This window comes from Halorubellus litoreus (assembly GCF_037081675.1).
GTDB classification, from domain to species: Archaea; Halobacteriota; Halobacteria; order Halobacteriales; family Natrialbaceae; genus Halorubellus; species Halorubellus litoreus.
On the sequence record NZ_JAZAQL010000002.1, the window covers coordinates 1,410,328 to 1,436,534 of the forward strand.

General features: G+C 63.6%; 29 protein-coding genes and 3 tRNA genes. 13 read left to right on the plus strand and 19 right to left on the minus strand.

Annotated features, from left to right (window positions below):
* Nucleotides 1-144: 144 nt before the first annotated feature.
* The 4 genes from VYJ16_RS14515 to VYJ16_RS14530 all read right to left on the minus strand — a co-directional run bounded on the left by VYJ16_RS14515 (nucleotide 145) and on the right by VYJ16_RS14530 (nucleotide 1,631).
* Nucleotides 145-591 carry a DUF7845 domain-containing protein gene (locus VYJ16_RS14515; RefSeq protein ID WP_336351020.1) on the minus strand — a complete coding sequence of 149 codons (447 nt, stop codon included), beginning with the start codon at nucleotides 589-591 and terminating at the stop codon, nucleotides 145-147.
* Nucleotides 592-802: 211 nt separating this feature from the next.
* A tRNA-Phe gene (locus VYJ16_RS14520) sits at nucleotides 803-876 on the minus strand.
* 58 nt (nucleotides 877-934) lie between these two features.
* On the minus strand, nucleotides 935-1,465 hold the full coding sequence (locus tag VYJ16_RS14525; protein ID WP_336351021.1) for a GNAT family N-acetyltransferase: 531 nt from the start codon (nucleotides 1,463-1,465) through the stop codon (nucleotides 935-937).
* A gap of 92 nt (nucleotides 1,466-1,557) precedes the next feature.
* Nucleotides 1,558-1,631: transfer RNA gene (locus VYJ16_RS14530), tRNA-Val, on the minus strand.
* Nucleotides 1,632-1,714: 83 nt separating this feature from the next.
* Between VYJ16_RS14530 and VYJ16_RS14535 the strand changes: the two genes are divergently transcribed.
* The gene (locus VYJ16_RS14535) at nucleotides 1,715-2,245 is read left to right on the plus strand and encodes a DUF192 domain-containing protein (protein WP_336351022.1); all 531 of its coding nucleotides are present in this window, start codon (nucleotides 1,715-1,717) and stop codon (nucleotides 2,243-2,245) included.
* Between the two features lie 230 nt (nucleotides 2,246-2,475).
* Complete coding sequence (locus VYJ16_RS14540) at nucleotides 2,476-4,422, plus strand: ABC transporter ATP-binding protein (protein WP_336351023.1); 1,947 nt, start codon at nucleotides 2,476-2,478, stop codon at nucleotides 4,420-4,422.
* Between the two features lie 194 nt (nucleotides 4,423-4,616).
* On the opposite strand, the gene VYJ16_RS14545 is transcribed toward VYJ16_RS14540, so the two are convergent.
* Entirely contained in the window at nucleotides 4,617-4,856 is a 240-nt protein-coding gene (locus VYJ16_RS14545) for a DUF7511 domain-containing protein (protein WP_336351024.1), read from the minus strand.
* A 117-nt stretch (nucleotides 4,857-4,973) separates the two neighbouring features.
* Entirely contained in the window at nucleotides 4,974-5,162 is a 189-nt protein-coding gene (locus VYJ16_RS14550; RefSeq protein WP_336351025.1) for a DUF7511 domain-containing protein, read from the minus strand.
* A gap of 143 nt (nucleotides 5,163-5,305) precedes the next feature.
* Between VYJ16_RS14550 and VYJ16_RS14555 the strand changes: the two genes are divergently transcribed.
* Nucleotides 5,306-6,043: a creatininase family protein gene (locus VYJ16_RS14555; RefSeq protein ID WP_336351026.1), complete on the plus strand. Its 738-nt coding sequence runs from the start codon at nucleotides 5,306-5,308 to the stop codon at nucleotides 6,041-6,043.
* Between the two features lie 8 nt (nucleotides 6,044-6,051).
* On the opposite strand, the gene VYJ16_RS14560 is transcribed toward VYJ16_RS14555, so the two are convergent.
* Nucleotides 6,052-7,299: an MFS transporter gene (locus VYJ16_RS14560; protein ID WP_336351027.1), complete on the minus strand. Its 1,248-nt coding sequence runs from the start codon at nucleotides 7,297-7,299 to the stop codon at nucleotides 6,052-6,054.
* A 102-nt stretch (nucleotides 7,300-7,401) separates the two neighbouring features.
* Here VYJ16_RS14560 and VYJ16_RS14565 point away from each other — a divergent pair, with 102 nt between their 5' ends.
* Both VYJ16_RS14565 and surE read left to right on the plus strand, forming a co-directional pair.
* A complete protein-coding gene (locus tag VYJ16_RS14565) occupies nucleotides 7,402-8,322 on the plus strand; it encodes a DUF7351 domain-containing protein (RefSeq protein WP_336351028.1) in 921 nt (306 codons plus the stop codon).
* A 126-nt stretch (nucleotides 8,323-8,448) separates the two neighbouring features.
* Nucleotides 8,449-9,225 carry a 5'/3'-nucleotidase SurE gene (surE, locus tag VYJ16_RS14570; RefSeq protein WP_336351029.1) on the plus strand — a complete coding sequence of 259 codons (777 nt, stop codon included), beginning with the start codon at nucleotides 8,449-8,451 and terminating at the stop codon, nucleotides 9,223-9,225.
* Nucleotides 9,226-9,282: 57 nt separating this feature from the next.
* On the opposite strand, the gene VYJ16_RS14575 is transcribed toward surE, so the two are convergent.
* Entirely contained in the window at nucleotides 9,283-9,696 is a 414-nt protein-coding gene (locus VYJ16_RS14575) for a DUF5790 family protein (RefSeq protein WP_336351030.1), read from the minus strand.
* Between the two features lie 162 nt (nucleotides 9,697-9,858).
* Nucleotides 9,859-10,239 carry a dihydroneopterin aldolase family protein gene (locus VYJ16_RS14580; RefSeq protein WP_336351031.1) on the minus strand — a complete coding sequence of 127 codons (381 nt, stop codon included), beginning with the start codon at nucleotides 10,237-10,239 and terminating at the stop codon, nucleotides 9,859-9,861.
* 95 nt (nucleotides 10,240-10,334) lie between these two features.
* Here VYJ16_RS14580 and azf point away from each other — a divergent pair, with 95 nt between their 5' ends.
* On the plus strand, nucleotides 10,335-11,087 hold the full coding sequence (gene azf / locus VYJ16_RS14585) for an NAD-dependent glucose-6-phosphate dehydrogenase Azf (protein WP_336351032.1): 753 nt from the start codon (nucleotides 10,335-10,337) through the stop codon (nucleotides 11,085-11,087).
* Between the two features lie 29 nt (nucleotides 11,088-11,116).
* On the opposite strand, the gene VYJ16_RS14590 is transcribed toward azf, so the two are convergent.
* Complete coding sequence (locus VYJ16_RS14590; RefSeq protein WP_336351033.1) at nucleotides 11,117-11,584, minus strand: HVO_2922 family protein; 468 nt, start codon at nucleotides 11,582-11,584, stop codon at nucleotides 11,117-11,119.
* A 108-nt stretch (nucleotides 11,585-11,692) separates the two neighbouring features.
* Here VYJ16_RS14590 and VYJ16_RS14595 point away from each other — a divergent pair, with 108 nt between their 5' ends.
* The gene (locus VYJ16_RS14595) at nucleotides 11,693-12,118 is read left to right on the plus strand and encodes a hypothetical protein (RefSeq protein WP_336351034.1); all 426 of its coding nucleotides are present in this window, start codon (nucleotides 11,693-11,695) and stop codon (nucleotides 12,116-12,118) included.
* Nucleotides 12,119-12,204: 86 nt separating this feature from the next.
* On the opposite strand, the gene VYJ16_RS14600 is transcribed toward VYJ16_RS14595, so the two are convergent.
* Nucleotides 12,205-12,855 (minus strand): DUF309 domain-containing protein, encoded by a 651-nt coding sequence (locus tag VYJ16_RS14600; protein WP_336351035.1) that lies wholly within the window; start codon nucleotides 12,853-12,855, stop codon nucleotides 12,205-12,207.
* A 148-nt stretch (nucleotides 12,856-13,003) separates the two neighbouring features.
* Here VYJ16_RS14600 and VYJ16_RS14605 point away from each other — a divergent pair, with 148 nt between their 5' ends.
* Nucleotides 13,004-13,543, plus strand: a complete 540-nt coding sequence (locus VYJ16_RS14605) for a hypothetical protein (RefSeq protein ID WP_336351036.1) — start codon at nucleotides 13,004-13,006, stop codon at nucleotides 13,541-13,543.
* A gap of 882 nt (nucleotides 13,544-14,425) precedes the next feature.
* Here the strand turns inward: VYJ16_RS14605 and VYJ16_RS14610 are convergent.
* From VYJ16_RS14610 to VYJ16_RS14620, 3 genes are all read right to left on the minus strand, one after another.
* Entirely contained in the window at nucleotides 14,426-14,692 is a 267-nt protein-coding gene (locus VYJ16_RS14610) for a hypothetical protein (RefSeq protein WP_336351037.1), read from the minus strand.
* 6 nt (nucleotides 14,693-14,698) lie between these two features.
* Entirely contained in the window at nucleotides 14,699-15,460 is a 762-nt protein-coding gene (locus tag VYJ16_RS14615; protein ID WP_336351038.1) for a hypothetical protein, read from the minus strand.
* Nucleotides 15,461-15,575: 115 nt separating this feature from the next.
* Nucleotides 15,576-15,926 (minus strand): winged helix-turn-helix domain-containing protein, encoded by a 351-nt coding sequence (locus VYJ16_RS14620; RefSeq protein ID WP_336351039.1) that lies wholly within the window; start codon nucleotides 15,924-15,926, stop codon nucleotides 15,576-15,578.
* A gap of 154 nt (nucleotides 15,927-16,080) precedes the next feature.
* On the opposite strand from VYJ16_RS14620, the gene VYJ16_RS14625 reads away from it, so the two are divergent.
* Nucleotides 16,081-17,475 carry a DNA methyltransferase gene (locus tag VYJ16_RS14625; RefSeq protein ID WP_336351040.1) on the plus strand — a complete coding sequence of 465 codons (1,395 nt, stop codon included), beginning with the start codon at nucleotides 16,081-16,083 and terminating at the stop codon, nucleotides 17,473-17,475.
* Between the two features lie 141 nt (nucleotides 17,476-17,616).
* Here VYJ16_RS14625 and VYJ16_RS14630 read toward each other — a convergent pair whose 3' ends face one another.
* The gene (locus VYJ16_RS14630) at nucleotides 17,617-18,114 is read right to left on the minus strand and encodes an SWIM zinc finger family protein (protein WP_336351041.1); all 498 of its coding nucleotides are present in this window, start codon (nucleotides 18,112-18,114) and stop codon (nucleotides 17,617-17,619) included.
* Between the two features lie 206 nt (nucleotides 18,115-18,320).
* On the opposite strand from VYJ16_RS14630, the gene VYJ16_RS14635 reads away from it, so the two are divergent.
* The gene (locus tag VYJ16_RS14635; RefSeq protein ID WP_336351042.1) at nucleotides 18,321-18,545 is read left to right on the plus strand and encodes a FaeA/PapI family transcriptional regulator; all 225 of its coding nucleotides are present in this window, start codon (nucleotides 18,321-18,323) and stop codon (nucleotides 18,543-18,545) included.
* Nucleotides 18,546-18,903: 358 nt separating this feature from the next.
* Here the strand turns inward: VYJ16_RS14635 and VYJ16_RS14640 are convergent, their stop codons facing one another.
* The 4 genes from VYJ16_RS14640 to VYJ16_RS14655 all read right to left on the minus strand — a co-directional run bounded on the left by VYJ16_RS14640 (nucleotide 18,904) and on the right by VYJ16_RS14655 (nucleotide 23,235).
* On the minus strand, nucleotides 18,904-20,409 hold the full coding sequence (locus tag VYJ16_RS14640) for a helix-turn-helix domain-containing protein (RefSeq protein WP_336351043.1): 1,506 nt from the start codon (nucleotides 20,407-20,409) through the stop codon (nucleotides 18,904-18,906).
* A gap of 1,171 nt (nucleotides 20,410-21,580) precedes the next feature.
* The gene (locus tag VYJ16_RS14645) at nucleotides 21,581-21,847 is read right to left on the minus strand and encodes a hypothetical protein (RefSeq protein WP_336351044.1); all 267 of its coding nucleotides are present in this window, start codon (nucleotides 21,845-21,847) and stop codon (nucleotides 21,581-21,583) included.
* Nucleotides 21,848-21,849: 2 nt separating this feature from the next.
* Entirely contained in the window at nucleotides 21,850-22,968 is a 1,119-nt protein-coding gene (locus VYJ16_RS14650) for a tyrosine-type recombinase/integrase (protein ID WP_336351045.1), read from the minus strand.
* A 194-nt stretch (nucleotides 22,969-23,162) separates the two neighbouring features.
* Nucleotides 23,163-23,235 (minus strand) — tRNA-Arg (locus tag VYJ16_RS14655).
* A gap of 155 nt (nucleotides 23,236-23,390) precedes the next feature.
* Here VYJ16_RS14655 and VYJ16_RS14660 point away from each other — a divergent pair.
* The 3 genes from VYJ16_RS14660 to VYJ16_RS14670 all read left to right on the plus strand — a co-directional run bounded on the left by VYJ16_RS14660 (nucleotide 23,391) and on the right by VYJ16_RS14670 (nucleotide 26,205).
* Nucleotides 23,391-23,903, plus strand: coding sequence for a hypothetical protein (locus VYJ16_RS14660; protein WP_336351046.1), 513 nt, complete (start codon nucleotides 23,391-23,393; stop codon nucleotides 23,901-23,903).
* Between the two features lie 206 nt (nucleotides 23,904-24,109).
* Nucleotides 24,110-25,567 (plus strand): single-stranded DNA binding protein, encoded by a 1,458-nt coding sequence (locus VYJ16_RS14665; RefSeq protein WP_336351047.1) that lies wholly within the window; start codon nucleotides 24,110-24,112, stop codon nucleotides 25,565-25,567.
* A gap of 206 nt (nucleotides 25,568-25,773) precedes the next feature.
* On the plus strand, nucleotides 25,774-26,205 hold the full coding sequence (locus VYJ16_RS14670) for a histone (protein ID WP_336351048.1): 432 nt from the start codon (nucleotides 25,774-25,776) through the stop codon (nucleotides 26,203-26,205).
* The last annotated feature ends 2 nt before the right edge of the window (nucleotides 26,206-26,207 follow it).

A 26,207-nucleotide genomic window follows, 5' to 3' on the forward strand; every position in this document is an offset into this window, starting at 1 on the left:
CCGCAGTCCAGCAGGGATTGTTGGCGTAGTCAGATATTCTGGTTCTTTGAATGTTAATCTCTTCCAGTGGGAGACACTTAAAATCGTGTAAGCCAGAGTGAAAGTGAACAGTCCGTGCTGATAGCCGACGGATATCCTCGGTGGCTACAGTATACTGTTCTCGCCGATAGAAGTGAGCAACTTTACACCCATTTTTAGTCGTGATCCTGAATTCTCTCGGCGAGTGGTTAAGCGGGCAGCAATACTAGAGGGACGCAATGGATGTACTCCTGCAACCCGTAGAAAAGGAGTTTTGTAGACAGATTGCTCGCCGACGGGATCGTCGTCGCTCGCGATGGTCAGTTCAAACTCGCGCATCTCGTCGAGCCAGAACTCGGTCCCGCTCGGGAGCTGCCGTCCGGGATGCTTCAGTCCGGAGTCGCGGTAGGAGAGCGTCGCCTCCCACGTCTCGTCGTCGCGCTCGAAGGTCGCGTTCTGACTGCCACCACCGTCCTTCACGCGCCGGTCGCACGCGAAGAACGGTTCGAGCCCGCGCTTCTCGAAGAGGAAGTGCGCGGCGAACTCGTGGGGTGCAGTCTCGATCAACTGCACCGCCGCTCACCCCCATTCAGAGAACCGGCGAACGAACCCCTCTCTACGGGGGTTGTCGTTCGGGCATGTGAACCGAGAAGTCTATGCCGCCTCCCGGATTTGAACCTCGGTCGCTCACTGCGTTCGCTCCCTGATTCAAATCCAGTCGCTGGAGACTTCGCGGCCGACGGCTCACTCGCTACGCTCGTTCGCGTTGTCGGCCGCAGAAGTATGCCGCCTCCCGGATTTGAACCGGGGACAGCTCGATCTTCAGTCGAGTGCTCTCCCAGTCTGAGCTAAGGCGGCTTACGCTTCTACGTCGGGCGGTTCGTTGTAAAAGGATTTCGAATCGGTGCGGTGTGGGTTAGAGGTCGCCGGTGTGGATGGCTTCGTCGAGCGTGGTGCCGGCGAACGTGATGGTGTCGTCGTCGGTGTGCGTGTAGCCGTGGTCGGCGTAGAACGCTCGGGCGCGGTCGTTCGCGGCGAGGACGGGAACGACCATGCGCTCGAACCCGCGGTCGCAGAGCGCGTCCTCGATGGCGGTGAGGAGGGCGTGCCCGACGCGGTCGCCCCAGTGGTCGGGGTGGACGTAGCACGTGTACAGCGTCGCCTGCTCCGGGGCTGGGTCGGGGTCGCTCTCGCTCGTGGGCGTGGGGCCGCCGCTGGCGTAGCCGACGACGCCGTCGGTGGGGTGGTCGGCGACGAGGAGCGTCGAGGCGTCGCGGAGCACGCGGTTCTCGACGCCGTCCTCGCTGTACCACTCGTCGAGCTGGGCGTCGAGCGCGTCGGCGTCGACGAGGTCGCCGTACGCGGCGTGGTAGGCGTCGTGGGCGACGCGGCGGATGCCGGGGACGTCCCTGAAGGTGGCTGGGCGGACGTCGACGGTGGGATGCATACGCGTACTGGTGTCGCGAACGCCCGAAAAGTGCTTCGCGGCTACGTGAGCGGGTGCCGCGGGTGCCGCGGGTGGTCGCCGCGACCGAGGAGTGGGCACGGACGGAGTCGAACCGTCGGCCTCTTCCTTGTAAGGGAAGCGTCATGACCAACTAGACCACGTGCCCGCAGTCGACGAGAGCGGACGCGTCTTCATACCGCTTTCGCTTGCTTCCGAAGCGCTTTCCTCGTCGAGTGCGTCGATTCGCGCGTGCAACTGGACCGAACGCAGCTCGGGCGAGCGGCTGTCGTGCTCGTCCTCGTCGTGCTCGTCGCCGCGGTCGTCTACCAGCTCGGCGGGTTCGCGCTCCCGTGGGCGACGAACCACGAGGTCGGCGTCGTCTCGGTGACCGACGCCGAATCTGGCGTGGCGTCGTGCGTGGTCGTGGAGGTCGCGGACCGACGCCCGGAACGCATCACGGGGTTGAGCGAGCACGAGTCGCTCGCGAACGGCAGCGGGATGTGGTTCGTGCATCCCCAGGAGGAGGACGTGACGTACGTGATGCGCGACATGGACTTCGCGCTCGACATCATCTACGTCGGCGCGGACGGTCGCGTGAACTCGGTGACGTCGCTCCGCGCGCCCGACCCGGGCGAGGACGGCGAGTCCATCCGCGCGCCGGGCCGCGCGAAGTGGGTGCTCGAGGTGCCGCGAGGGTACGCGGCCGCGAACGGCATCGACGCGGGCGACCGCGTGAACGTGACGTACGGGACGACGAATCGGACCGAGTGCCCGAGCTGACGGCCGCCCGAGTGGAGCGCGACGGTGCGACCGACCGTCGGACGACGCGCCGGTTCCGGCAACCACGACCGCGACCGTGGGACGTTACCGAACCACAGACCGATTTTTTGTACGAGGGTTCGACGAAGCGGCCATGTCACCGATCCAGCCGCGTCCTCCCCGGTCGAACCACCGGCAAGAGTTTCGAAACGTAACAAGCCATAACCGTCCACAGTTCGAGGAGTAAGTCAATGGAACTCGACGACGCCGACGACGACCCGTTCGAAGAACAACGCGAGCAAGCCGAGAACCCGATGAAGCGGTTGTTCTTCGAGTACGGCGCGGAGAACAAGCTCGCGTTCGTCGTCGGCCTGCTCTCGAGCGTCGTCGCGCGCCTCCTCGACCTGATGCCGCCGGTCATCCTCGCGATGGCGCTCGATACGACGTTCAACCCCGACGGCGACCAGCAGTTCTCGCTGTGGCTCGTCCCCGACGCGTGGCTCCCACTGAACGACCCGGAGGCGCAACTCATGCTGTCGGCGGGCCTCATCGCGTTCGGGTTCTTCGGCGGGGCGGCGTTCCACTGGACGCGTAACTGGGGGTGGAACAGTTTCGCGCAGCACATCCAGCACGCGGTCCGTACGGACACGTACGACAAGATGCAGCGGCTGAACATGGACTTCTTCGCGGACAAGCAGACCGGGGAGATGATGTCCATCCTCTCGAACGACGTGAACCGCCTGGAGCGATTCCTGAACGACGGCATGAACTCCGCGTTCCGCCTCTCCGTGATGGTGCTCGGTATCGCCGCCATCCTCTTCTACTACAACGCCCAGCTCGCGTTCGTCACGCTCGTCGTCGTCCCCCTCATCGGGTACACGACGTACAAGTTCGTGAACATCATCCAGCCGAAGTACGCGGACGTCCGCTCCTCTGTCGGCCAACTCAACTCGCGCCTGGAGAACAACCTCGGTGGCGTCCAGGTCATCAAGACGTACAACACGGAGGACTTCGAGTCCGACCGCGTCGACGACGTCAGCCAGGAGTACTACGACGCGAACTGGGACGCGATCAACACGCGCATCAAGTTCTTCCCCGCGCTCCGCGTGCTCGCGGGCGTCGGGTTCGTGGTGACGTTCTTCGTCGGCGGGCTCTGGGTGTTCAACACGCTGAACGACCAGCCGGCGCCGTGGATATTCACGGGCGAACTGTCGCCTGGCGAGTTCGTGGCGTTCATCCTCCTGAGTCAGCGGTTCATCTGGCCGATGGCGCAGTTCGGGCAGATCATCAACATGTACCAGCGCGCTCGCGCATCCTCGGAACGCATCTTCGGGTTGATGGACGAGCCGTCGCGTATCGCGGAGGACCCGGACGCGAGCGACCTCGTCGTCGACGACGGCGCGGTCACGTACGACGACGTCTCGTTCGGGTACGACGACGACGAGACCATCGTGGAGGACATCGACTTCGACGTCGACGGCGGGGAGACGCTCGCGCTCGTCGGCCCCACGGGGGCGGGGAAGTCGACGGTCCTGAAGCTCCTGTTGCGGATGTACGACGTGAACGACGGTGGCATCGAGATCGACGGGCAGGACCTCCGTGACGTCACCATCCCGAGTCTCCGCCGCCACATCGGGTATGTGAGCCAGGACACGTTCCTGTTCTACGGGACGGTCGAGGAGAACATCACGTACGGGACGTTCGACGCGGACCGCGAGGACGTCGTGGAGGCGGCGAAGATGGCGGAAGCGCACGAGTTCATCCAGAACCTCCCCGAGGGCTACGACACCGAGGTCGGCGAACGCGGCGTGAAACTCTCCGGTGGACAACGCCAGCGCATCTCGATCGCGCGAGCCATCCTGAAGGACCCGAGCCTGCTCGTGCTCGACGAAGCCACGAGCGACGTGGACACGGAGACGGAGATGCTCATCCAGCGCTCCATCGACGAACTCGCCGAGGACCGCACGACGTTCGCCATCGCGCACCGCCTCTCGACCATCAAGGACGCCGACCAGATCGTGGTGCTGGAGGACGGCCGCATCGTCGAACGCGGCACGCACGACGACCTCATCGCGAACGACGGCCTCTACGCGCACCTCTGGGGCGTCCAAGCCGGCGAGATAGACGAACTCCCCGAGGAGTTCGTCGAACGCGCGAAGAACCGCGAGAACCGGATCGAAGTCGACCAGGACGACTGACGGACTCCTCTAGCATACGGCCGCCCCCAGGCGGCCGTTTCTCGCTGTCATCGCCCCCAGGCGGCCGTTTCTTCGGTATCCCGCCACCCAGGCGGCCGTTTCTTCGGTATCCCGCCACCCAGGCGGCTGTTTCTCGCTGTCATCGCCGCCACGACGCCGTTACTGTTCGGTTCCGTGTCTCGGTGATTGCTGTGTCATCGCCACTCGTCGAGGTCGTAGACGAGGTCGGCGTCGACGGTGAGCCACGTTGTGATGATGGTTTCGGCGTCGGCGCTGGCGGGGCAGAGAGTGTATTCGCGGCCGTCGGGGGTGTCGCTGGGGAGTGCGACGAGCGGGGTGTCCTCGGGTTGTGGGTCGTGCGGGGTGTCGTCGGGGATGCGTTCGGCAGCGGTGATGCTGCGGTCGGCGTCCGAGTTGGGGGCTGGGGTTGGCATCGTGGCTCGCCTCGTTCCGTACTTCGCCGCGGCACCGGATATAAAAGACCGGTCGTTCCCAGTGGGTGAGAGCGAACTGTCACGTTCCTCGGCGTCGTTCGCGGTTGCGAGCGGGAGTCACCGCCAGTCGGTGGCGTCGACGACGGCGTCGGCGTCGACGGTGAGCCACGTGGTGACGAGGTCGTCGTCGCCGGCGCACGCCGGGTACACCGTGTACTCGTCGCTGTCGGCGTCGTGCTCGCCGGAGAGGGCGGTCGGCTGGTCGCCTGCCGGTCGCGCGTCGGCGCGTTCGACGGTGCGCGTCATACCTCGACGTTGGCGTCGAGTTTACGTAGGTTCCCTGCCGAAACGAATAGGGTCGCGCGGGGGTGGCGTCGCGGTCGCGTCCGCTGCACGGGAGTCGACGGTGGGGCGTGCGTTTCTTGCGACCGGGGGGCGACGGTGGGGGTATGGACCTGGCGGATGCGACGTGGACGGACGTGCGCGAGGCCGACCCGGTGGTGGGCGTGGTGCCGGTCGGGAGCACGGAACAGCACGGGCCGCACGCGCCCCTCGGAACGGACGCTATCGCGGCCGAGGCGGTCGCGGAGGCGGGCGTCGAGGCGTACGAGCGCGAGCACGACGGCGAGGCGCCGGTTGCGCTCGCACCGACGATTCCCGTGGGGGTCGCCGAGGAGCATCGGGCGTTCGCGGGGACGCTGTGGGTGTCGCCGGACACGTTCCGCGCGTACGTCCGCGAGACCGCGGAGAGCCTCGCGAGTCACGGCGTGGACGCGGTCGTGGTCGTGAACGGGCACGGCGGGAACGTCGACGCGTTACGGGAGGTGACGGCGCGCCTCTCGCGGGACGGGACCGCTGTGGCGGCGGCGTTCACGTGGTTCGACGTCGTGGACGCGGACGTCCCGATGGGGCACGGCGGCGGACGCGAGACCGCCTTGCTGCGGCACGTCGCCCCGCACCTCGTCCGGGAGGACCGCGTCGAGGGGGCCGCGGAGGGCGCGAGCGAACGGTGGGGTGACTGGGTCGCGGGCGTGAACGTCGCCCACGATACGGACGCGTTCAGCGCGAACGGCGTGGTCGGCGACCCGCGCGACGGCGACGCCGCGACGGGCGAGGCGATGCTCGACGACGCCGCCGACGCGCTCGTTCGCGTGCTCGACGCACTCGTCGAGCGAACGAGCAACTGATCGCTTGGTCAGGCGCGGGCGGGGTCCGCGTCGGGCGTGCTGCGGAGCGCCGCGACGCCGCGAACGACGAGGACGCCCGCGGCGAGGAACGCGCCGAGGCCGGCGACGGTGGCGAGCGGGCCGAGCGCGTCGGCGACGACGCCCCCGACCGGTTTGAGGACGAGGCGGACGGTCCCGTAGCACATCGCGGCCGCGGAGAGGCCGGTCGCGCGGCCGACGGAGTCGACGTGCTCGTTCAGGTATCCGCTCGCGACCGGCGCGAGGGCCTCGCGAGCGCCTTTCATCGCGACGAACGCCGGCACCGCGAGCACGGGCGCGACCGCCGCTGGAACGACGAGCGCGACGCCAACGACCACGGGGAGGCCGACGAGGACGCCCGCGGTCCCGACGGTGCGTTCGAGGCGGTCGGCGTGATAGCTCGCGACCGCGGCGACGACGGAGAATCCCGCGTAGAGTGGCCCGAGCGCGAGTTCGGAGAGGCCGACGGCGTCGACGGCGATCGGTTGGACGTACGTGTCGGCGGCGCCGACGACGCCGAAGCACAGCGCGACGCCGACGACGACCGAGCGGACGGGCGGGCGGAGGAGTTGGGTTCGGACGATGCGAGCAGCGTCGCGCACGCCGAGGTGGTCGCCCCCGGCGTCGCCGTCGCTGTCGCCCCCGGCGTCGCCGTCGCGGGTGGCGTCGACGCGTGGCATCGAGAGAAGGACGGGTATCCCGAGGGCGTTGACGGTGCCGCCGACGAGGAACGGGAGGCGTGGGTCGGCGGCGTAGAGCACGCCGGCGGCGAGCATGCTGGCGGCGCTGACAATCATGTTGACCGCGCCGCCGCGACCGCGGACGCGCGTGAACGCGGACGCGTCGAGTCGGTCGTCGAGGACGTCGTAGAGCCAGGCGTCGCCCGCGCCGGACGTGAACGCGCCACCGACCGCCCAGGCGACGTAGAGCGCGACGAACCCCGGGAACGTCTCGGCGAACGCGAGCGCGTACACCGAGGTGGCGCGGGCGACGGCGCCGAGCAGGAGGCTGTTCCGCCGGCCGACGCGGTCGCCGACGTACCCCGTCGGGAGTTCGCCGAGGACCGAGACCGCGGCCGAGAGCGACCCGAGGAGCGCGATCTGCGTGTACGAGAGGTCCCTGGAGAGCAGGAAGACGGTGAAGATGGGCCAGAAGAACCCGAACGTGGCGGTCGCTCGGTACGCGTAGTACGTCGCGACGACCCTGGGCGGCCGCGAGGGCAGCGAGGGCGTTCGCATCGGACCGAGACACGTGCTGGTGGTTTGTAACCGTAATCTACCCCGCGTTTTAGTAGGCTATTCGACAGGAACGGATTTGTGGTTGGGCCCGCGAGGGCGCGTATGGACGCACCCGACGCGCCGCGGACGGACGCAGCCGACGCGACGGCGGACGCGTTCGCGCTCGTCGGGAACGAGCACCGCGTCGCCATCCTCCGCGCGCTGCTGGCCGCGCACGCCGACCCCGAGACGCCGTACCCGACGTCGTTCGCGACCCTCCGTGAGCGCGCTGGCGTCGACGTCTCCGCGCAGTTCGCGTACCACCTCGACGCGCTCGTCGGCGCGTTCGTCGCGAAGACCGGCGACGGCTATCGACTCCGCTACCCGGGGTGGAAGGCCGCGGCCGCGCTCGCCGCCGGGACGTACACCGACCAGCGCGCGTTCGGCCCGACGGCGGTCCCGGGCGAGTGCGCGCACTGCCGGGTCGCCGCGCTGCACGCGAGCTACGGCGACGCGTGGCTCACCGTCGCGTGCCACGGCTGCGAGCGCGTCCTCACGCGCTACCCGTTCCCGCCCGGGGCCGCCGCCGCGCACCTCGACGACGGCGGCGTCGACGCGCTGCTCTCGGCGTTCGACGACCGCGTGCGCTCGCACTTCGCACTCGCCGTCGACGGCGTCTGCCCCGAGTGCGCCGGACGCACGCGGACGGCGCTCGCGGCCGTCGACGACGACGCGAGCGCGAGCCAGACCGCAACCCGCGGCGACGGGCACGCCATCCACGCGGTCGCGGACTGCGAGACGTGCGGGAACCACCTCACGCTCCCCGTCGGCTGCGCGCTCCTCGCCGACCCGCGGACGCTCGCGCTCGCCGCCGACCGCGGCGTCGACCTCGTCGACCGCCCGTACTGGCGTCTCCCGGAACTCGTCGGCGACGCGCACGTCGACCGAACCGGCACCAGCCCGCTCGAAGCGACCGTCTCGCTCGACGCCGACACCACCGTCACCGTCACCGCCGACCTCGACGTCCGCCACCCTGGCGACTGACCGCGCACGGACTCGCAGGCGCCACGAACCGATACCACGGACTCGCAGGCGCCACGAACCGATACCACGGACTCGCAGGCGCCACGAACCGGTACCTTCTGGAGCGCTCGCGGACTACCGGCGACCATGGCCGCCGACCCGACCGTCGTCCTCACGAACGACGACGGCATCGACGCGCCCGGCATCGCCGCCCTCCACGACGCCCTCCGCGACGTCGCGGACGTCACCGTCGTCGCGCCCGTCGAGAACCAGAGCGGCGTCGGCCGTCGCGCCACCCGCGAGTTCCAGGTGCACGAGCACGACCGCGGGCACGCCGTCACCGGCACGCCCGCGGACTGCGTCGCGTACGGCCTCCATCTGGTCGACGACCCGGACTTCGTCGTCGCCGGCTGTAACGACGGCCCGAACGTCGGCGCCGACAACGTCGGCCGCTCGGGGACCGTCGGCGCCGCCGCCGAAGCCGCGTTCCTCGGGCACGCCGCCGTCGCCGTCTCCGCGTACGACCCCGTCGAAGGCGCGCTCGTCGACCCCGACCGGAGCGCGTTCGACGAAGCCCGGACCGTCACGCGCCGCCTCGTGGACGCACTCGACCCATCGACGCTCACGGAGAGCGACGCGTACCTCAGCGTGAACGCCCCCACCAGAACCACTTCGAGCACGCGCCTGCGACTCACCGAACCCGTCCACGACTACTCGCTGCGCGTCGACGAAGGCGACGACGGCTACGCCGTCACCAGCGCGTTCTACGACCCGCTCCGCCCCGACCGCGACGAAGCCGTCACCGACCCCGTCGGGACCGACCGGCGCGCGCTCGCCGACGCCGACGTCAGCGTCGCACCGCTCTCGGTCACCACGAACACCGTCGACCACGCACCGTTCCGGTCGCTCGAAGACGCCTACTGAGAACACGCCGAACCGCTCGCGACCGCTCGCCGCGTCACGCGACAACCGCCAGGGACGTTACTCGTCGTCCTCGTCCTCGTCGGCGTGGGCGTCCTCGAGCGTACTCCGGAGTTCCGGCACGGTCGACGCGAGGTCGCCGACCTGATCGTGCGCCTCCTCGATCGTCCCGACGAGGTCCTCGACGGTCTCGATGGCCTCCTCGAGGTCCTCGGCGTCCTCGAACGCGTCCGCGCGCTTCCCCATCACGAACGCCTTCTTCGCGTCACGCAGGTGGTCCTCGGCGTCGCCGACGTCGAGCGCCGACCGCAGGCCGTTCAGGACGCCGAGGACGTTATCCGCGTCCGTCTCCCAGACGTCGTCCGCCTCCGGGAGGTTCTCGCGCGCCTTCTCGAGGGCCTCCTCGACGTCCTCGCGCATCTCCGACGCCATCTCGCCGAACAGCTCGTCGTCGTCGAGACTTGCTTGACTCATGCCATTACCGACGCCCGCGAGGAGGTTAAATACCCGCCTGAAAGTGAAAGTGAAACCAGCGTCGAGAGCCCTCATATCCGTCGAATCCGAGTCGTGGACCGACAGCGACGACCGACCCCCATGCGAGGTCAAACGGGACTCCTCGACGTTCCCGTCTGGTGGTCAGTCGCGTTCGACCGAATCGACCTGCATCAGCGGGTAGCCGTCCTGCATCGCCATGCTCGTGTACACCGTCACGTCCTCGTACTCGATGCGCATCGAGACGTCCACGAGCGACCCCGTGAGCTCGACGTAGTCCGCGCCAGCGTCGTCGATGGCGGCCGCGAGCGCGTCCTCGCGGATCGCGACCTGGACGTCCTCGCAATGGGGCTGGTTCTCGATGGCCTCCTCCATCGCCGTCGCGAGACTCCCCGCGCTCGACGGCGACACCGGCGTCCCCGCGAACTGGTGGTAGAGCGACCCGAACTTGATACCCGCCTCGAACGCCGCTTCCTCGCCGGTCGTCGGCGCCGACGCACCGCCCTCGGTCTCCTCGTCGGTCATACGCGGACGGTCGGCCCGGATTCGGAAACCCGTTCGGGTCGCGGCCGGAGCGGAACCGGATTCTTCTTACCCGCGCCAATCATGCCATCAATCGAATGGACGACCCCGTCCTCCTCACCGGCGCTCGCGGGCACGTCGGCACCGCGCTCCTGGACTGGGCCGGCGACGACTACGACTGGCGGCTGCTGGACCGCGACCCGCCGACGGACCCCGACGCGTACCCCGGCGAGTTCGTCGTCGCGGACATCACGGACGAGGACGCGGTCCGCGACGCCGTCGCGGGCTGTGGCGCGGTCGTCCACCTCGCGGGCGACCCGCGGAAGACCGCGCCGTGGTCGTCGGTGCTCTCGAACAACATCGACGGCACGCACACCGTCCTCCAGGCCGCGGTCGACGAGGGCGTCGAGAAGGTCGCGTTCGCGTCCTCGAACCACGCCGTCAAGCACTTCGAGACCGAGCGCAAGCCCGACCTCTACCGCGAGCACGACGACTTCCTGCTCGACGGCAGCGAACTCCCCCGTCCGGGGAACCTCTACGGCGTCTCGAAGGCGAGCGGCGAACTCCTCGGTCGATACTATCACGACGAACACGACCTGAGTTTCGTCGCGGTCCGCATCGGGAACCTCACCGAGGAACACCCGCCGAAGGACTACGAGCGCGGGCAAGCGATGTGGCTCTCCTACCGCGACTGCGGGCACCTCTTCCAGCGCTGCATCGAAGCCGACTACGACTACGAGATCGTCTACGGCATCAGCGACAACGACCGCAAGTACTACTCGCTCCGGAACGCCAAGGAGGTCCTCGGGTACGAGCCGATGGACAACTCCGCGACGTTCCCGGACGCCTGAGCGCTCGCCGGTAGTTCCGACCGCGCCGGTCAGTCCTGCTCTTCGATGGCGGCGCCGGCGGCGTTCCGTTGGACGCTCTGGATGCCGTTCCGGGCGTTGTCCTTCTTCCCGTAGCCTTCGCCGCTGTCGGCGATGATGTTCCCGTTGTCGTGGCGGAGTCGCCATCGCCACTCGCTCGCGCGGTCCGCGTAGAGCTCGAACGTCGCCTGGCTGTCGGGGCCGCCGGCGTCCTCGTCGACGCCGTCGTCGACGCTGGCGTCGGTGTCGACGCCGCCGTCGTTCGCGGGCCACGCGAACTCGAGTTCGTACGTCAGCTGGTCGCCGGTTCGTTCGACGTCGACCTCCAGTTCGGCCTCGGTGGGGAGGTCGACGGCGACGCCGTCGTCGACGGGGGACGGCTCGCCGCGCTCGAACGCGTTCGCGACGCGGTGCAGGTACGCGCCGATCGCTTCGCGTGACGCTGTCCGCGTCGACTTGTGCAGGGTCTCCTCTGGCATGCTCCGGTCGACGCACGCCACACGCATAGGTGTTGGTTCCGTGAGAGTTCTCGCGGCGACCCCCGGGAACGAATGAACGCTAAGTCCGAGCAGCACGTACCCAATCATATGAGTACTGGTAACGAAGCCCATAATTCGGGGTTGACCGACGTGGAGGTCGACGCGCTCCACGAGATAGACCTCGGTATCGAGCACCTCCACCGCGCGCACGGCCACCTCGTCGCGTTCCACCACGCGACCGGCCGCGGCATGGACCACCTCGCCGACGCCGAAGCCCGCCTCCGCGACGCCGGCCACGACGACCTCGCGAACGCCATCCGCGACGACTTCCTCCCGCGTGGCGTCATCGAGAGCACGCACCCCGACGACCAGGGCCGCTGGTCGTACGACATCCTCGAGACGTACCAGGACGCGTTCCTCGACGACATCGTCGCGTTCGGCGAACGCGCCAGCGACGACCTCGCGGACGGCCAACGACACGTGAAGGAGCGAGCGCAGGAGCGCGACTGGAAGCGCCGCGCCGGCGGCGAGTGACTCGACCGCAACCGCGACCGTCCAGCGACCACAGCCCGAGTTTACAGTACACGTAAACCTCGTCGGTGGGTCGTGGTCGAGAGCGCTCAGTCGAAGAGTCCGTCGACGTCGCTCGCGCGGTGGTCGCGGCGCTCGACGTGCTCGCTGAGCCGCTGGTAGACGATACCGTAGTCGTCGTCCGCGGTCGCGAAGTCCACGAGGAACCGTTCGAGCTTCGCGGCCTCGTTCCGGCCGCTCGCGGCGAGGTCGTCCGCCGCCTGCTCGCGGTCGCGGTCCTCGCGAGCGTACGCCGCGGCGCGCTCGACGACCGATTCGTCGAGTCCGCGTTCCTCCGCGAGCGCTTCGGCGACGAGTTCGACCGCGTCGAGGTCGAGGCGGTCGCGCGTCACGCGCTCGCCGTCGACCGCGAGTTCGGGCATCGGGCGGCGTTCGACGACCTCGGGGTCGCTCGCGAGCGTCTCGAGCACGCGCCGCACGAGTGCCACGTCAACGCCCCCGTACGCGTCGGGGACGTCGTCGAGGTACTCGCGCGCACTCGACGCCAGTCCGACGCAACCCACCCAGTTCCGGCCGCGAGCGTGATGCACCGCCGCCGTCAACTGCACGAGCCCCTGCAGGAACCGGCCATCGAGGTCGTCGCGGTCGCTCGCCAACCACGCCGCCTCCAGCGGGTCGTGGGCCGCGTGATAGTACCCGTCGTTGAACAACGCCACGCCCGCACGAACGTTCGCTCGCACGCCACCTCGTACGGCCGCGACGGACAAACCACCTTCCCTCTCGACGGAACCACACAGACTCGGCGACCACACGCCGAGCCCTGACTTCGGTCAATTCGTTCTTTCAGTCAACACAAGACTTCCGCCGGTCGCTCCCTCACGCACAGGTATGCGACGCCGTGCCCTCCTCCGAGCGACGACCGCAACGACCGCCCTCGGTTCCCTCGCCGGCTGTCTCGACAGCCTCGGTGGCGACGGCACCGAGCCCACGACGAACGACACCGACACGACCACGAACGACACCGACACGACCACGAGCGACACCGAGCGAACGACGACGCAACCCGAACTCACCGTGGAGTCGAAGGCTATCGAGACCACGAGTACCGCGTGCGGCGCGAAGAACACCGGTAGCATCGAGTTCACCGACAGCGGCGCAACGGTCACCGGCGCCGTGCAGGCGTCGACGCCCTGCCACGACGCCCAGTTCGTCGCCGAGCGCGTTCTCGGCGGCGTCCTCGAAGTGACGATCGGGACGACCCCGACCGACGCCGACAGCTGCCAGTCCTGCATCGGGCACGTCGAGTACACCGCCACCATCCAGACGAACCGCGACCCCCACTCGCTCGTCGTCGCCCACGAATACACGCCCGAAGACAGCGACGAACCAGTCACCGAGGTCGTCACCGACAAGACCCGCGACGACTGACCGAGTCCCCCACGAGCGCAGCGACCACTACACAATAACCAACTAGCAAGTCCGGACGGAGTCCCCGCGAGCGCCAGCGAGCGGGGGCACGTCCGGACGTGACGAAGTGACTGAACGAAGTGAAGGAACGAAGGAACGTCCGGACGGAGTTCGACGCGAGCACCGCGAGCGTCGAGCACGACCGAGCGCTCACGCTCGGTCGGAGTCCCCACAATCGCAGCGACCACTACACAAACCAACTAGCAAGTCCGGACGGAGTCCCCGCGAGCGCCAGCGAGCGGGGGCACGTCCGGACGTGACGAAGTGACTGAACGAAGTGAAGGAACGAAGGAACGTCCGGACGGAGATTTGAACTGGGCGAGACGGTCGCGCTCACTGCGTTCGCGCGCTGCGACTCGCTTGCTCAAATCTCCGCGCGTCCGTTTTCAGCGGACGCACTCCTCGCTACGCTCGTCGTTGTTGTCCGCTGAAAACGTCCGGACGGAGATTTGAACTCCGGTCCCTGGCTCCGCAAGCCGCCTCGTCACTTCGTTCCGAGGAAGTGATAGTACTTGAATCGGCCCAAGTATGGTGGTCTTGCGAGCCGTGTTTCGGCTGTGACGATAGGTTAGAAGGGGCGAGACTACATAAAACCTACTGCGCTGGCGGTGGCGACAACCACGGTAAAGTCCTATATTAGTTGTAGGGTGAAACCCCCTGGATAGGACCAACTGGAGGGGATGTAATTAGCCGGAAGATGGGGTTTAGCGTCTAACTTTGAGTCACAATCCTCAAGCCAGCTCGTCCTACTTCTCCAGCACCATGTCGAAGTAGTCGTCGTCCATCACGCGCGGGTTCTGGACCTGGTGGAAGTCGTCGAGAACGAACGCGGGTTGCTCTCGATCACCGAGCGAACTTGTACATCACTTGGGCTTCGTCTCCGTTCTCGGCAACTTCTATGCCGGTGTAGCCATGACCGGCGATTGATTCAGGGAGGGGACGCTTCGCCCCGTACATGTAGGGGATGTCAGGCGCACAGCGCACTTCGAGACCCATCGTTTTGATTGCTTCCTCCAAATCATCCAGAGTGAACCTCAACTCTCTGTTTACACCGTTTGCTTCTACTTCATCCTCGAACACTCGCTCGATAACGGTTTTGTACTTGCTCATAGTGGTTTACTCTGACTGGAAGTCGTATTTCCAGACTTGATCGGTTTCCAACTTGTCTTCCCCCTCATCATCTTGGTATACCTCGAACTCGAACAGGTAGAAGTAGCCGTCTTCGTCCAGCTTGACCGCCAGCGTCCGTACCGAATTAGGGTACTCGCTCTTGTCTTGTATCCCCCGAGTGTTGCGGATGAGCTGATTCCTGTTCAATGTCTCACCTTCTCCCTTCGCCTCGACAGCTAGAGCGATGTGACTCCCGTCCTCATCGACGCCGACATACAGGTCGTCAAGTTCGGCCTCACGCCCACGGACACGCATCCGGAGGTGCGATTGAAGATGATAAGTATCGAGTTCCGTGAAATCATCCAGCAGGCCAGCATACCTCACCTGAGTGAGCGCACCCTGCTCGTCTTTCCCGATGTACTTACGGACAGCCTCCGGGAGTACACTGGTACTGGTTTGATGGGTCTCGTCCACGGTATCGGGAACGGGAATCAACTGCTCCGTCTTCGTGAACATGTAGGTCGGATCTTCACCCTCACGTTTGTCATCAATGACAACTGCCGTGTACCCATGCTTAGAGATTTCGTCAGGGAGCGGGCGACGGCTACGGTACGCATACGGGATGTCAGGTACGTTTCCGACGCTTATATCCAAGTCCTCCATCGCCATCTCGATGTGATCTCGATGGAACGGGATCTCTTCTTCTGTGCCGTACTCTTCGGATTGGTGGTCGAACACCCATTTGATGATTGGTTTGTATTTTGCCATCGACACATGTGCCTTGGCAGGGGTGGGTGGTAAAACTAACACAGAGCCGACATATCTGCGAATTTAATCGGCGATAGTCTTCGCAGTTGGTCGTATCTCGAACGAAAAAAGAGAGTTAGCGCGGAGGCGCTACGTCAGATTCACCAAGATAGAAGTGATAGTCGTCAGGCACAACATCGAGCTGCACCATCACACCCTTCTCTTCGTATGCGAGAACGTACTCATCCCTGGGGCGATTGCCGGGTCCACGTTCCCGTGACGATTTGAGCAATCCAGCTTCCTCTAACTGATTCAGCCTCTTCTTGATGCTCTCACTCGTAACCTCAAACTCGTCGTCTAGTTCGGGTGCTGAAACGGGCTGCCGATCACTCACCTCCTTTAGTAACTTCAGTCGGCCTTCTGATTGGAGTGCCTTGAATACCTTCGCCTGACTACGAAAATCTTCTCTGTCGATCTCTTCGCTCATGGTTCAGAATCCAGAAGCTGAAGTTATAATCTCTCGCCAACACCAGAGAGAAAAGTTAGCTATAATACGACTGTCTGCGAAGACGCTCTTGGTATAACCCGAGTGTTTGCGAAGATACTGGCCACCGCTACAATCACAAACTTAAACGCCAACCATGAAGACCACACAAACCAACGAGGCAGATAGCTTGAAGCACCAATCAAATATCGGGCGTCTAGACGACGTAGATATCCACGATTGGTATCGGTTCGTCTACGCCTTCTCAGATAGAGTCATCACAGGCTTAGTCGACGAATTTGATATCGAGCAGGAAGACCTGATTATCGACCCGTTCAACGGGACGGGAACAACCACACTCGCCGCCAAGAAACTCGGTATTGATTGCATCGGCACGGATACCTCACCAGCATCCGTCCTAAGCGCACGCTGTAAGACGAATTGGGACGTAGATCTTGATGACTACCGTGACCGGCGGGCCGACCTTCTAGCCACTGTCGAGCCAATCTTTAAACAGATCTCATCACAGGGGAACACGACACTCGACTCCTTCGGGAATCAAGACAGCGAAGATGTTGACCTGAGCAAGTACGACTTCAGCGAACCCAAGAAGACGCCGAAAGGGTGGCTCTCCGAGAAGCCACTGAAGAAGATGAAGGTCCTGAAGTATCACATCGAGAAGTTGCCTGACGACGATGTGACTGACTTGTTCAAGCTGGCGATGATTGCGATTCTGCCTGAAGACGTGGGTAACGTTCGATTCGGCCCTGAAGCAACCCGTGACCGCAAGCAGGAAGGGGATAAGGACGTGTTCACGATCTTCAAATCGAAACTCGCCGAGATCGAGGAAGATTTGGAGACTGTCCAATCAGCTGTCGAGTCAGGGGACCTTGATCCGGGCGAGACCGAGGTTATTCGTGCAGACGCTCGCCAGCTAGCGAAGACTCTCCGTGAGGAATCTGAGCTACTAAACACGGACAAACACAATGGTGAAGTGGACTATCTCATCACTTCCCCGCCATACCCTGCAGAACACGATTACACGAGAAATCAGCGGCTCGAACTCATTTGGCTTAATGCCGCTGACGACAACAAGGACTTGCAAAAAATCAAGAAGGCGAACATCCGCTCGCACACGAAGAACATCTACGTTGCCGACGATGAAGGCGAACAGGTCGACATCCGAGAGAACGACCAAGTAGACTCGATTGTGTCTGAGATGGAGCAGATCATTGTTGATGAAGACATCTCTCACGGGTTCGGGAAGTATTACCCCCGAGTGATCGAGGAGTACTTTGCAGGGATGCAACACCACTTCGAACAAGTGTATGACTTGCTTGCTCCTGGTGGCAAGGCTGCGTATGTTGTAGGTGACTCCGGTTCGTACTGGCAAGTTGAGGTAGAGACGGCAGAGATTCTCGGTGAACTTGCCGAAGAGCGAGTCGGGTTTGAACCTCCTGAGATCCGTCTTTGGCGCAACATGGCGGCGACGACCGCGGACTACGACGACATTGAAGAAAACATCCTGATCCTGACGAAGCCTGAGGAGTAAACCAACACTCTCCCGATTGTTCGGGGACGGCAGGCACTGTAACTGACAACTCAGATCGTCTCAGTGCATCACTAATAGTGAGATGCTCAAATCGAGGTGTTTCCACAGAGTACGTTACCCCCGGAGGTAGAAGTCGAGACCTCAGAGTTTCAGATGGCGCTTCCCGTCGCGGACGCACTCCCAGCAAGGCATCGTGGACAGGCCAGCACACTCCGCACAATCTTGGTGGTCATCGGCGAGAACGTCCGTGTCCGAGGTTAGCAGGTCCTTCGCGGTCGTGGCACTCTCCAGCGCGTCGGAGTTGGACGCGGGCCTCTCGAAGTCGACCGCTGCATTAAGAACAGTCGGGCCAGCGACCGTCGCGAGCGCGACCTTGTGCTTACAGTCCTTGTCTCCATGGACATCAGCCGGACACTCGCACTCCGCGGGCACAATCACACCCTCGCGCTCCTCGACACCGACCACATACGCATGGTCCTCCTTCAGGTAGCCGTAACTGGCGTTCGTGACTTTGACCTGGTACGGGCCGACGACGGTGAACTCCCAGGACTCCCACGATACTCTTTGACTGGTGCGCGCGGTGAAGGTCAGGTGTTCGACGGCGGTATGCTTTTGACTTCCAGACTTCGTACTTGACATTGGCTTTCTGCTCCAAGAAGGCCAGTCCGTGCGCCTCTAACGCACGGGCGTTTCCGATGATTCACGCCCCGAGGGACCGGCCCTTCTACGTTAATTCCTTAGACGGCAGTAATAGTAAACCTATCTTCTGCCCGCTGACACGCCAGAGTGCGCGCGTTACTCCCTTAGACGGAATCTTTAATCGCCGGAGTGACGACCTCTCACATGTGGGCGACTCGAAACCAGGGCGAAAGCCGCGCGTCACCGACGAGGAAATCCTGGCCGTGTTCGAGGAGACTGACGACCCAGTTCTATCGACAGCTGAGGTAGCGGACGCACTCCCGCTGCAACGGCGGTCTGTGTACAATCGTCTCGTACAACTGGAGGAGGCCGGGCAACTCACCCGGAAACAGATTGGCGGGCGGAACACCATCTGGTGGCTGTCTGACTGAGTGGAAGACAGCGAGAAGCGGCGGGCGACGGGAGGTTGCAACACCAGACGTAATCGGAGGCCGCCAACAAACGTTACATCGTATGAGAATTTTCCCCGAAATCACGTAGTTTCGAAGGGTCAGTAGCACAGTCGCGGAGCACATGACTCCGTGGTGAGCAAGTGTGAATCGGTTCAGTCGGCTTCGCTACGCTCAGCCTCCTTCCCGGTGGAAACCGCTTCGCTTCGCTCGCGCCCTTCTCGTGGAAGTACGTGTGAATATTGAGCGCGGAAATATTTACACTCCCCCCCAACGGCACTACACGGTTCACGAAAGTCTCGCATATAGTCGTGTATATGCCGGACTTTCGAAGACCCTGTCAGACGTCGAAGTTCACATGGCCCCAATCTCCGATTGAGTCGATTCCATGGTCACTCCAGATGTAGGGTCTTCCGCGACCACTTCCACGGCGTGATTTCAGAAACCCAAACTCTTCGAGTCGGTTCAGGTGGGTGCGGACTTGCTGGGGCGATAGCGGTACAGCATCGACAATCTGACTGCACCGCCACTCCCTCTCCTCCAACTCGTCAATTGCGGCGATCACCTTCTTCATCCCCTCTTTTTCACCAACCCAAGTGTGTACTTGCGGGCTAACGGCCTTATATCGGACCCACTCGGGGAGAGCGGAGGTATGCACGTAGACAGTCGCACCGCCTCCATCACGACCGAATCGCATCAGCGCTTGGAGAACAGCCTGCTCTCTCATCCCGTACAGCAGTTTGTTACCGTAGTCACCGAAGTCCACGTTAGAACCGTACTGGTCTTCAGCTCGTGAGAGAGATTTCCCCGCCAGCGCACCCCATTTCTGTAGTTCCTGATCGCCATAGTGCGGGCTTCCAACTACGATTCCGACCCGCTTCTTTCCGAAGTTGTTTATTCCCTTCGTAGCACCGTAGTGAGTCCAATCGTCGACGAGATCGGCAAGACCCAGTTTCTTGTATTGATTGATTGCCCGCCTCGACGAAATGAGCGATGGTAGTTCTTCCTCGATGAGTCCCACCCCCTCGATGAGAGCAATATCCTTCGGCGGGGTGACGTGTATCCCGCTCGAATACGGTTTGACGTTTTCACTCGTGCGTACTACCCGGATTCCGAGACCCTCCTCAAGGTATTCGCCCTTCTCCTCGTCAGAGTGAATTGCTTCGTGGGTAAGCGACTCGCCAAGCAGAAGCCGCCATAGTTCGACAGTAGGTGTTCCATCGAGGGCAATCACACCCTTGGCGTCCCCAATATCGGGCCGAGTAAGGATGGTTACTGATTCGTCAGTAGGGTTGATAGCCCCGACTTGTCCATTGGGGAGCGTAGCGTACTCCCAGCCGTTCTCCAATTCCGTCGCATTGAGAACGACGTAAGCGATTGTAGCAGCATCAACGTGCGCACCACCAGCCATGTCTTCTACAACCTGCACCACATCCCGCTCAGCAAGTATCTCCGTGAGCCACTCCGTTCCTGCTTCGCGTAGGGTGGTATCGGTTCGTTGTTTGGTCAGCTCCTTCTTGAACTGATACGGACTGTCATCGCAGTCGCCCAGTAGTGCGTTCACCGCCTTGGTGACCGTTCCGGTATCGAAGGTCTTCAGGAAAGCTCCATCGGGGAACTCGTCAATGGCTACGAATCGGTCCTTGGTGATATCGGTACCGTAGGGGGACTTAGACGAGTGTGCATGGGTGTAGTATCCAATAAGTACATCATAGTCATCGGGATCGAAGTCCCGTTCCTCGTAGAAGGGACACTTCCCCCCTTCCTGACAAGGTAACGTTTCATCGAATAGGGTATGCGCGAATCTGTGGATTTCACCACCGAACAGCCCCTGATCATCATACACCTTACCGACTCGTTTGGCCCAAGTCGTCCCGTAACCTCCGTTTGCCGTCTCACAATCCCTGTGGAACGATGGGAGGCGTTTGTACGACAGTTCGTGTTTGTCACACCATCCCTCGTACTGCTCATAGAGATCGTGTCGAGCAGTAAGTACAGTTAGAGGGTGTCCGGTATCCGCGGCCCACCTAATCACCCCAGAACTCTTGCCGGTAGACGGGAGTGCCTCAATGAGAACTGGCGTATCCTGGTTGAATCCTTGACTGATTGCTCGGGAACACCGCTCTCTTGCGTCGTTTAGTAACCGAGTGGAGTCGTCACTCGGCGCTACAGTTGTAGTCGTCATTATATATTTAGATCCGTAGAAGTCCCCCACTCGTCAACATCGTTGGTCGCTGAAAACTGCAGACAAGCGATTGACCAAGGCTACGCCTCGGTGGTTCTTCTACAGTAGTATAACTCGGTGAGCGGTATTAACCATGTCGGTCGTTAGTACCCGGTTCAATACCCCAAAGCGCCGGAAACCAGACGTTTAGTAATCAGGCAGTCTCCGGCGGTGTGTCCTAAGAGTCCTGTCACTCATTGGCGGACTACAACGAGAAGGTCGGGAGATCCGTGGAGCGCTGCCTGTTCTTGAGAAATCACACCGTGGACTTCTAAGTGGGTGTCATACTGGTAGTAATCATAGTGGTAATAAGACAGCCTACATGAACACACTCCTCATGTACACTTTTGAGTGTGAGATGCGGCCTTCTCGTTGAAGTACATGGAAATATCTACACGGACTGTAGTGGATAGCAGCTGGTGTACAGTTGTAGTGTGACAGAGTTATAGCACGCTGTTGAGGTCGGGGAGAACAGCGGAGAGAGATGCACCTGTAGAACCCACACAGAAGTCCTGTAGCGGCCCGTGCTGGCTTTCCTGTGTTTCCGTGGGTCTTCCTACGTTTGGCCGCTGAAACGCAGTACGAGAGCCGTCCGTGGCTGTACGAGGGTCGGGGACACAGTCTATCTGTGTCTCGGTACAGTAAGCGAATATGCCGAATTGAGTATAAAACGAGACTCGAATATAACCGGCGTACCGCCTGGATTGGAGGGTTTCACTCTGGTTCGGGTGACAGGACGTATGGAAGGTCGCCGGGTTCTCGCGGATGCCCACCAGAAGGGAGAGGAGCCGAGTTACAGGTCCTTGATGAACGGCCGTCTGAGTTGCATTTTCCCGTTCTCGTTGAGGGGTTCGACGTTGTCCATCAACGACCTCCACTCACCCTTGCTGAAGGACACCCAATTGTCCATCTTGCCGTCCTTGTCGATTCGCCATACAGTTTCGGCCAGCACCTGTGATTCAATCTCACGTTCTTCCTCGCGCGAGGTGGTGTTCGCGTACTCCTCGATGAGTTTGAGCAAGCGGTTCTCGTTGATGTCCGGGTGGTTGTTGTCGTCCATGATTATCCCATGCGGTCGAGTGCATCGCGGCGGTCTTCGGGTGGTGCGTTGTCGTATCGAGCAGTCGTGCGAACGGACTTATGCCGTAACTGCGCGCGGGCTGCAGCCAGGCCGTCCTCGCGGGCCATATAAGTGCCAACACTATGACGTATCATATACCAAGACACTTTTCGGTTCTCCGTGGGGATGCCGGTGATCTCGAACAGTTGCTTGAGAACTTGGCGGAGCGAGTTCGTCTGATACGGGTTCTCGAAGCGCGTCAGCCACAGGGCATCGGTGTCCGCGTAGTCGTCGTACTGTTCTCGTTCGGTGAGCCAGCGGTCGAGTGCGTTCGCGGTACGTTCCTGCAGGCTTACAGTCCAGTTGCCGTCGTTCTTGGAACTCTCCTCGCGCGGAATCCGGAGAACTGCGTTGTCGACGTCCACCCAGGTCGTGCGTGCGCGCTCAACCTCCACAGGTCGAAGGCCCGCGTCGAGGCTCGTCCAAACGAGACTGGGGAACTTCCAACTGTTCGCGCGCTCCCAGTCCGCAGGCGTGACGTCGCGCTTGTGCTTGCTGAGTCGCTGGGCGAGGTACGCCTTCCACTTGGACCGCTCCTCGGGGCTGAGGTTGTCGTAGCTCGGGATTGAACCATACTCCAGGGCCGCCTGACGTATCCGACTCCGTTCCTCGCGCGTCAGGTAGTCCCGTGGCTCGCCCGTTCCGGACGGTTCCGTGAACACGATCTCCGGCTCCCAGAGTTCGCCACCGCGCTCGTGGTGTTGCCACTTGAACAGGCGCTTGATAGAACTCTGCGTGTTGTTCCGCGAGTAGTTCCCGTCGTCTCTTCGGGCGAGTTCCCGCATGTACGCATCCGCGTGTTCGTGCGTGATGTCGGTCGTGTAGCCGTCGAACTCGTTCCAGACCCAGCGATAGAACGCGTCGAGGCGCTGGGCGGTGTTCTTCGTGGTCGCGGTCGCGTATCCCTCGGCGTGGCTGGGATTCTTGCCGAATACCAGCAGCCACTCCAGCAGGTTCTCACGGTGGTCTTGGTAGTCGAGTTGTTGGCGTTCTCCGAGTTCCGCGCGCGACGGTTCGGGAACGAGGATGATGCCCTCGATGGTGGAGTGATTCTCGCTCATGCGCGCACCCTGGTAGTTGGCTTGCGCTCGGAGATCGATAGACGGCGTCGGGGGTTGTGCCTGGTATGACACGTTCCCGAAACCGCCAGACGGCGGGCTGGTCGGTGTTCGTTGTTACGTGGGTTGGCTTGCGACATGACTTTTTCTCAGTTCATGCCACAGCCGAAAACTGCGGTACGGGCGTACGCCCGTTACGTCCGGACGGAGATTTGAACTCCGGTCCCTGGCTCCGCAAGCCAAGAGGATAGTCCACTACCCTACCCGGACTCATCTCTACGTTTCGCGGTGGTACACAAGAGGGTTACGATGTTGGTGGGGTGGAATCGCGGGGCGGCGCGTGGGGGCTGCTAGCGCGGGGGCTGGCTGAAAGTGATTTTTCACCGTGGGAAAGGGCTTTGAAAACAGGGGGCTTTTGGTGGGATATGAAGCGACGTACGCTGTTGAAACGGGCGAGTGCGGTGACTGGTTCCCTCGCTGTTGCGGGGTGTCTGAGTGACGGTACGGGGAGCGGTGACGGGTCGACGACCGACGAGGACGATGGTGAGTCGACGACCGAGCAGCCGACGGAGACGGAGGCGTCGACGACCGAGCAGCCGATGTCGCTCGGTGATCGGTCGGTTGAGACCGTGAAGACTGGGTGTGGGAGCGAGAATTCAGCGACGGTGTCGTTCACGGATAGTGGTGCGTCGGTCGAGGGGAAGATTCCGACGAGTGATCCGTGCCACGAGGCGGCGTTCGTCGACATCGAGCTGAAGGACGGCGCGTTGACGGTGACGATGAAGGCGGTGGAGACGGACGTGGATTCGTGCCAGCAGTGCCTCGGGATGGTCGAGTACTCGGCGGGTGTCGGGACGGAGAACGGCGTGCCGAAGTCGGTGACGGTCAAGCACGAGGCGCAGGGCGAGACGACGGTCGTCGCCGACGCGACGCGCTGACGGTCGACACTGACGCGACGCGGTAACGGTCGGCGACGGGGCGGTCGCGGCGCGGTCGCTGCCGCGGGCCGAGGGTTCTTGTAGCGGTCCGCGTAAGGGTCGTCGATGCCGAGTATTCGCCGACGACGACCGCCGCGGACTGCGGTCGCCGAAACGACGAGAGGACAACGCTTAAGCGGCGGCCAACCCTGCGAAACCGTACGATTATGGGCGCGATAGAGGACGTCTACGAGGACCTCGAGACAGACGTCTCCATCGAGGAGTTCCGGGAGGCGGTGGAGGCGAAGGTCGAGCAGATGGGTGGCCTCGCCGACGAGGAGTCCGCGGCGATGCTCGTCGCGCACGAACTCGAGGACGGCGAAGTCGAGGGTGTGAGTGACGTCGAACCGGGAATGGAGGAGGTGAAGTTCGTCGCGAAGGTGACGTCGGTCGGCGAGAAGCGCGCGTTCGAGCGCGACGGCGACGACCAGCCGGACGGCCGCGTCATCAACGTCGAGGTGGCGGACGAGACGGGGAGCGTCCGGCTCGCGTTCTGGGACGAGAAAGCGGATGCGGCCGAGGAGGAGCTCGAGGTCGGTGACGTCCTCAAGGTTGGTGGGCGACCGAAGGAGGGCTACAACGGCGTGGAGGTGAACGTCGACGACGTCGAGCCGGCGCCGGATACGGACGTGAACGTCGACGTCTCCGGCGAGAGCACGATCGACGGCCTCTCGCTCGGGTTGTCGGACGTGAACGTGAAGGGCAAAGTGCTGGATACGGAGTCGGTGCGGACGTTCGACCGCGACGACGGGAGCGAGGGGAAGGTCGCGAACCTCGTGCTCGGCGACGAGACCGGGCGCGTTCGCGTGACGATGTGGGACGGGCAAGCGGAGACCGTGAACGAGGTCGCGGCGGGTGACAGCGTCGAGGTCGTGGACGGGTACACGCGCGAGCGCGACGGCGACCTCGAGCTGCACGTCGGCGAGCGCGGCGCCATCGAGGAGCTCGACGAGGAGATCGCGTACGAGCCGGAGTCGGTCCCGATCGCGGAGCTGGAGCTCGATACGACCGTGGACATCGCGGGCGTGGTGCGGTCCTCGGACCCGAAGCGGACGTTCGACCGCGACGACGGGAGCGAAGGCCAGGTGCGGAACGTGCGCGTGCAGGACGACTCGGGCGACATCCGCGTGGCGCTCTGGGGCGACAAGGCGGATTACGACATCGGACCCGGCGACCGCGTGGCGTTCGCGGACGTGGAGATACAGGACGGCTGGCAGGACGACCTCGAAGCGTCGGCCGGCTGGCGGTCCTCGGTGACGGTACTCGACGGGAACGCGACGAGCGCGGCCGCCGACGCTGACGGCGCGAGCGACGAGGAGGCGACCGGACTGGACGCGTTCGCGGACGACGGCGACGCGAGTGCGGGCGACTCGACGGACGACGCGGGCGAGACGGCGACGGCGGACGACGCCGGTGGTGGCGCGGTCGCCGCCCAGCGGTCCCGCGAGGACGGCGAGCGCGTGGAATTCACGGGTACCGTCGTCCAGGCCGGGAATCCCGTGGTGCTCGACGACGGCGAGGAGACGATGAGCGTCGACACGGACGCGGACGTCCACCTCGGCCAGGAGGTCACGGTCCGCGGTGACCTCGTAGACGGTCGCGTCGACGCCGACGACGTCGTCTGACCGGTTCGGAGACCTCGTCTGCCGCGGGCCGCGGTGTCGCCTGACCCGTTCGACGGCGTCGTCTGACCGCAGTCGGCAGCGTCGTGGTCGCAGACCCGTCGATCTGACAGCATCCGTAACGTGTCGAGCGTCCGCGAAGCGCGTTCTCCGCCGACCTCGTTACGTCTACGGAAAATACTAAGGCGTGGCCGACCCCGGAGTTGTGTATGAGCGTCGAGTTGCCGTTCGCGCCGGTGGATACAATCATTCGACGGAACGCAGGCGATCTCCGCGTGAGCGCTGGTGCCGCCGAGGAGCTGGCGCGACGCATCCAGGAGCACGGTGCCGACCTCGCCGTGGACGCCGCCGACGTCGCCACCGAGGACGGCCGGAAGACGCTGATGGCGTCGGACTTCGGCGTGACAGCCGACCTCGACGGCGACGACCTCGAACTCCCGATCGCGCCCGTGGACCGCATCGCGCGCATCGACATCGGGAACTCGTATCGCGTGTCGATGGACGCCCGTATCGCGCTCGCGGACATCCTCGAGGATTACGCGGACAACGTCGCGAGCGCGGCGGCGACGCTCGCGCGACACGCGGACCGACGTACCGTGAAGGCTGAAGACATCGAGACGTACTTCGCGCTCTTCGAGTGACC

Excerpts from the sequence above, each read along its gene's own strand:
- VYJ16_RS14525 (WP_336351021.1), bottom strand. The coding sequence starts at position 1,465 with ATGCATCCCACCGTCGACGTCCGCCCAGCCACCTTCAGGGACGTCCCC.
- VYJ16_RS14540 (WP_336351023.1), top strand. The coding sequence starts at position 2,476 with ATGGAACTCGACGACGCCGACGACGACCCGTTCGAAGAACAACGCGAG.
- VYJ16_RS14545 (WP_336351024.1), bottom strand. The coding sequence starts at position 4,856 with ATGCCAACCCCAGCCCCCAACTCGGACGCCGACCGCAGCATCACCGCT.
- VYJ16_RS14550 (WP_336351025.1), bottom strand. The coding sequence starts at position 5,162 with ATGACGCGCACCGTCGAACGCGCCGACGCGCGACCGGCAGGCGACCAG.
- VYJ16_RS14555 (WP_336351026.1), top strand. The coding sequence starts at position 5,306 with ATGGACCTGGCGGATGCGACGTGGACGGACGTGCGCGAGGCCGACCCG.
- VYJ16_RS14560 (WP_336351027.1), bottom strand. The coding sequence starts at position 7,299 with ATGCGAACGCCCTCGCTGCCCTCGCGGCCGCCCAGGGTCGTCGCGACG.
- VYJ16_RS14565 (WP_336351028.1), top strand. The coding sequence starts at position 7,402 with ATGGACGCACCCGACGCGCCGCGGACGGACGCAGCCGACGCGACGGCG.
- surE (WP_336351029.1), top strand. The coding sequence starts at position 8,449 with ATGGCCGCCGACCCGACCGTCGTCCTCACGAACGACGACGGCATCGAC.
- VYJ16_RS14575 (WP_336351030.1), bottom strand. The coding sequence starts at position 9,696 with ATGAGTCAAGCAAGTCTCGACGACGACGAGCTGTTCGGCGAGATGGCG.
- VYJ16_RS14580 (WP_336351031.1), bottom strand. The coding sequence starts at position 10,239 with ATGACCGACGAGGAGACCGAGGGCGGTGCGTCGGCGCCGACGACCGGC.
- azf (WP_336351032.1), top strand. The coding sequence starts at position 10,335 with ATGGACGACCCCGTCCTCCTCACCGGCGCTCGCGGGCACGTCGGCACC.
- VYJ16_RS14590 (WP_336351033.1), bottom strand. The coding sequence starts at position 11,584 with ATGCCAGAGGAGACCCTGCACAAGTCGACGCGGACAGCGTCACGCGAA.
- VYJ16_RS14595 (WP_336351034.1), top strand. The coding sequence starts at position 11,693 with ATGAGTACTGGTAACGAAGCCCATAATTCGGGGTTGACCGACGTGGAG.
- VYJ16_RS14605 (WP_336351036.1), top strand. The coding sequence starts at position 13,004 with ATGCGACGCCGTGCCCTCCTCCGAGCGACGACCGCAACGACCGCCCTC.
- VYJ16_RS14610 (WP_336351037.1), bottom strand. The coding sequence starts at position 14,692 with ATGAGCAAGTACAAAACCGTTATCGAGCGAGTGTTCGAGGATGAAGTA.
- VYJ16_RS14615 (WP_336351038.1), bottom strand. The coding sequence starts at position 15,460 with ATGGCAAAATACAAACCAATCATCAAATGGGTGTTCGACCACCAATCC.
- VYJ16_RS14620 (WP_336351039.1), bottom strand. The coding sequence starts at position 15,926 with ATGAGCGAAGAGATCGACAGAGAAGATTTTCGTAGTCAGGCGAAGGTA.
- VYJ16_RS14625 (WP_336351040.1), top strand. The coding sequence starts at position 16,081 with ATGAAGACCACACAAACCAACGAGGCAGATAGCTTGAAGCACCAATCA.
- VYJ16_RS14630 (WP_336351041.1), bottom strand. The coding sequence starts at position 18,114 with ATGTCAAGTACGAAGTCTGGAAGTCAAAAGCATACCGCCGTCGAACAC.
- VYJ16_RS14645 (WP_336351044.1), bottom strand. The coding sequence starts at position 21,847 with ATGGACGACAACAACCACCCGGACATCAACGAGAACCGCTTGCTCAAA.
- VYJ16_RS14650 (WP_336351045.1), bottom strand. The coding sequence starts at position 22,968 with ATGAGCGAGAATCACTCCACCATCGAGGGCATCATCCTCGTTCCCGAA.
- VYJ16_RS14660 (WP_336351046.1), top strand. The coding sequence starts at position 23,391 with ATGAAGCGACGTACGCTGTTGAAACGGGCGAGTGCGGTGACTGGTTCC.
- VYJ16_RS14665 (WP_336351047.1), top strand. The coding sequence starts at position 24,110 with ATGGGCGCGATAGAGGACGTCTACGAGGACCTCGAGACAGACGTCTCC.
- VYJ16_RS14670 (WP_336351048.1), top strand. The coding sequence starts at position 25,774 with ATGAGCGTCGAGTTGCCGTTCGCGCCGGTGGATACAATCATTCGACGG.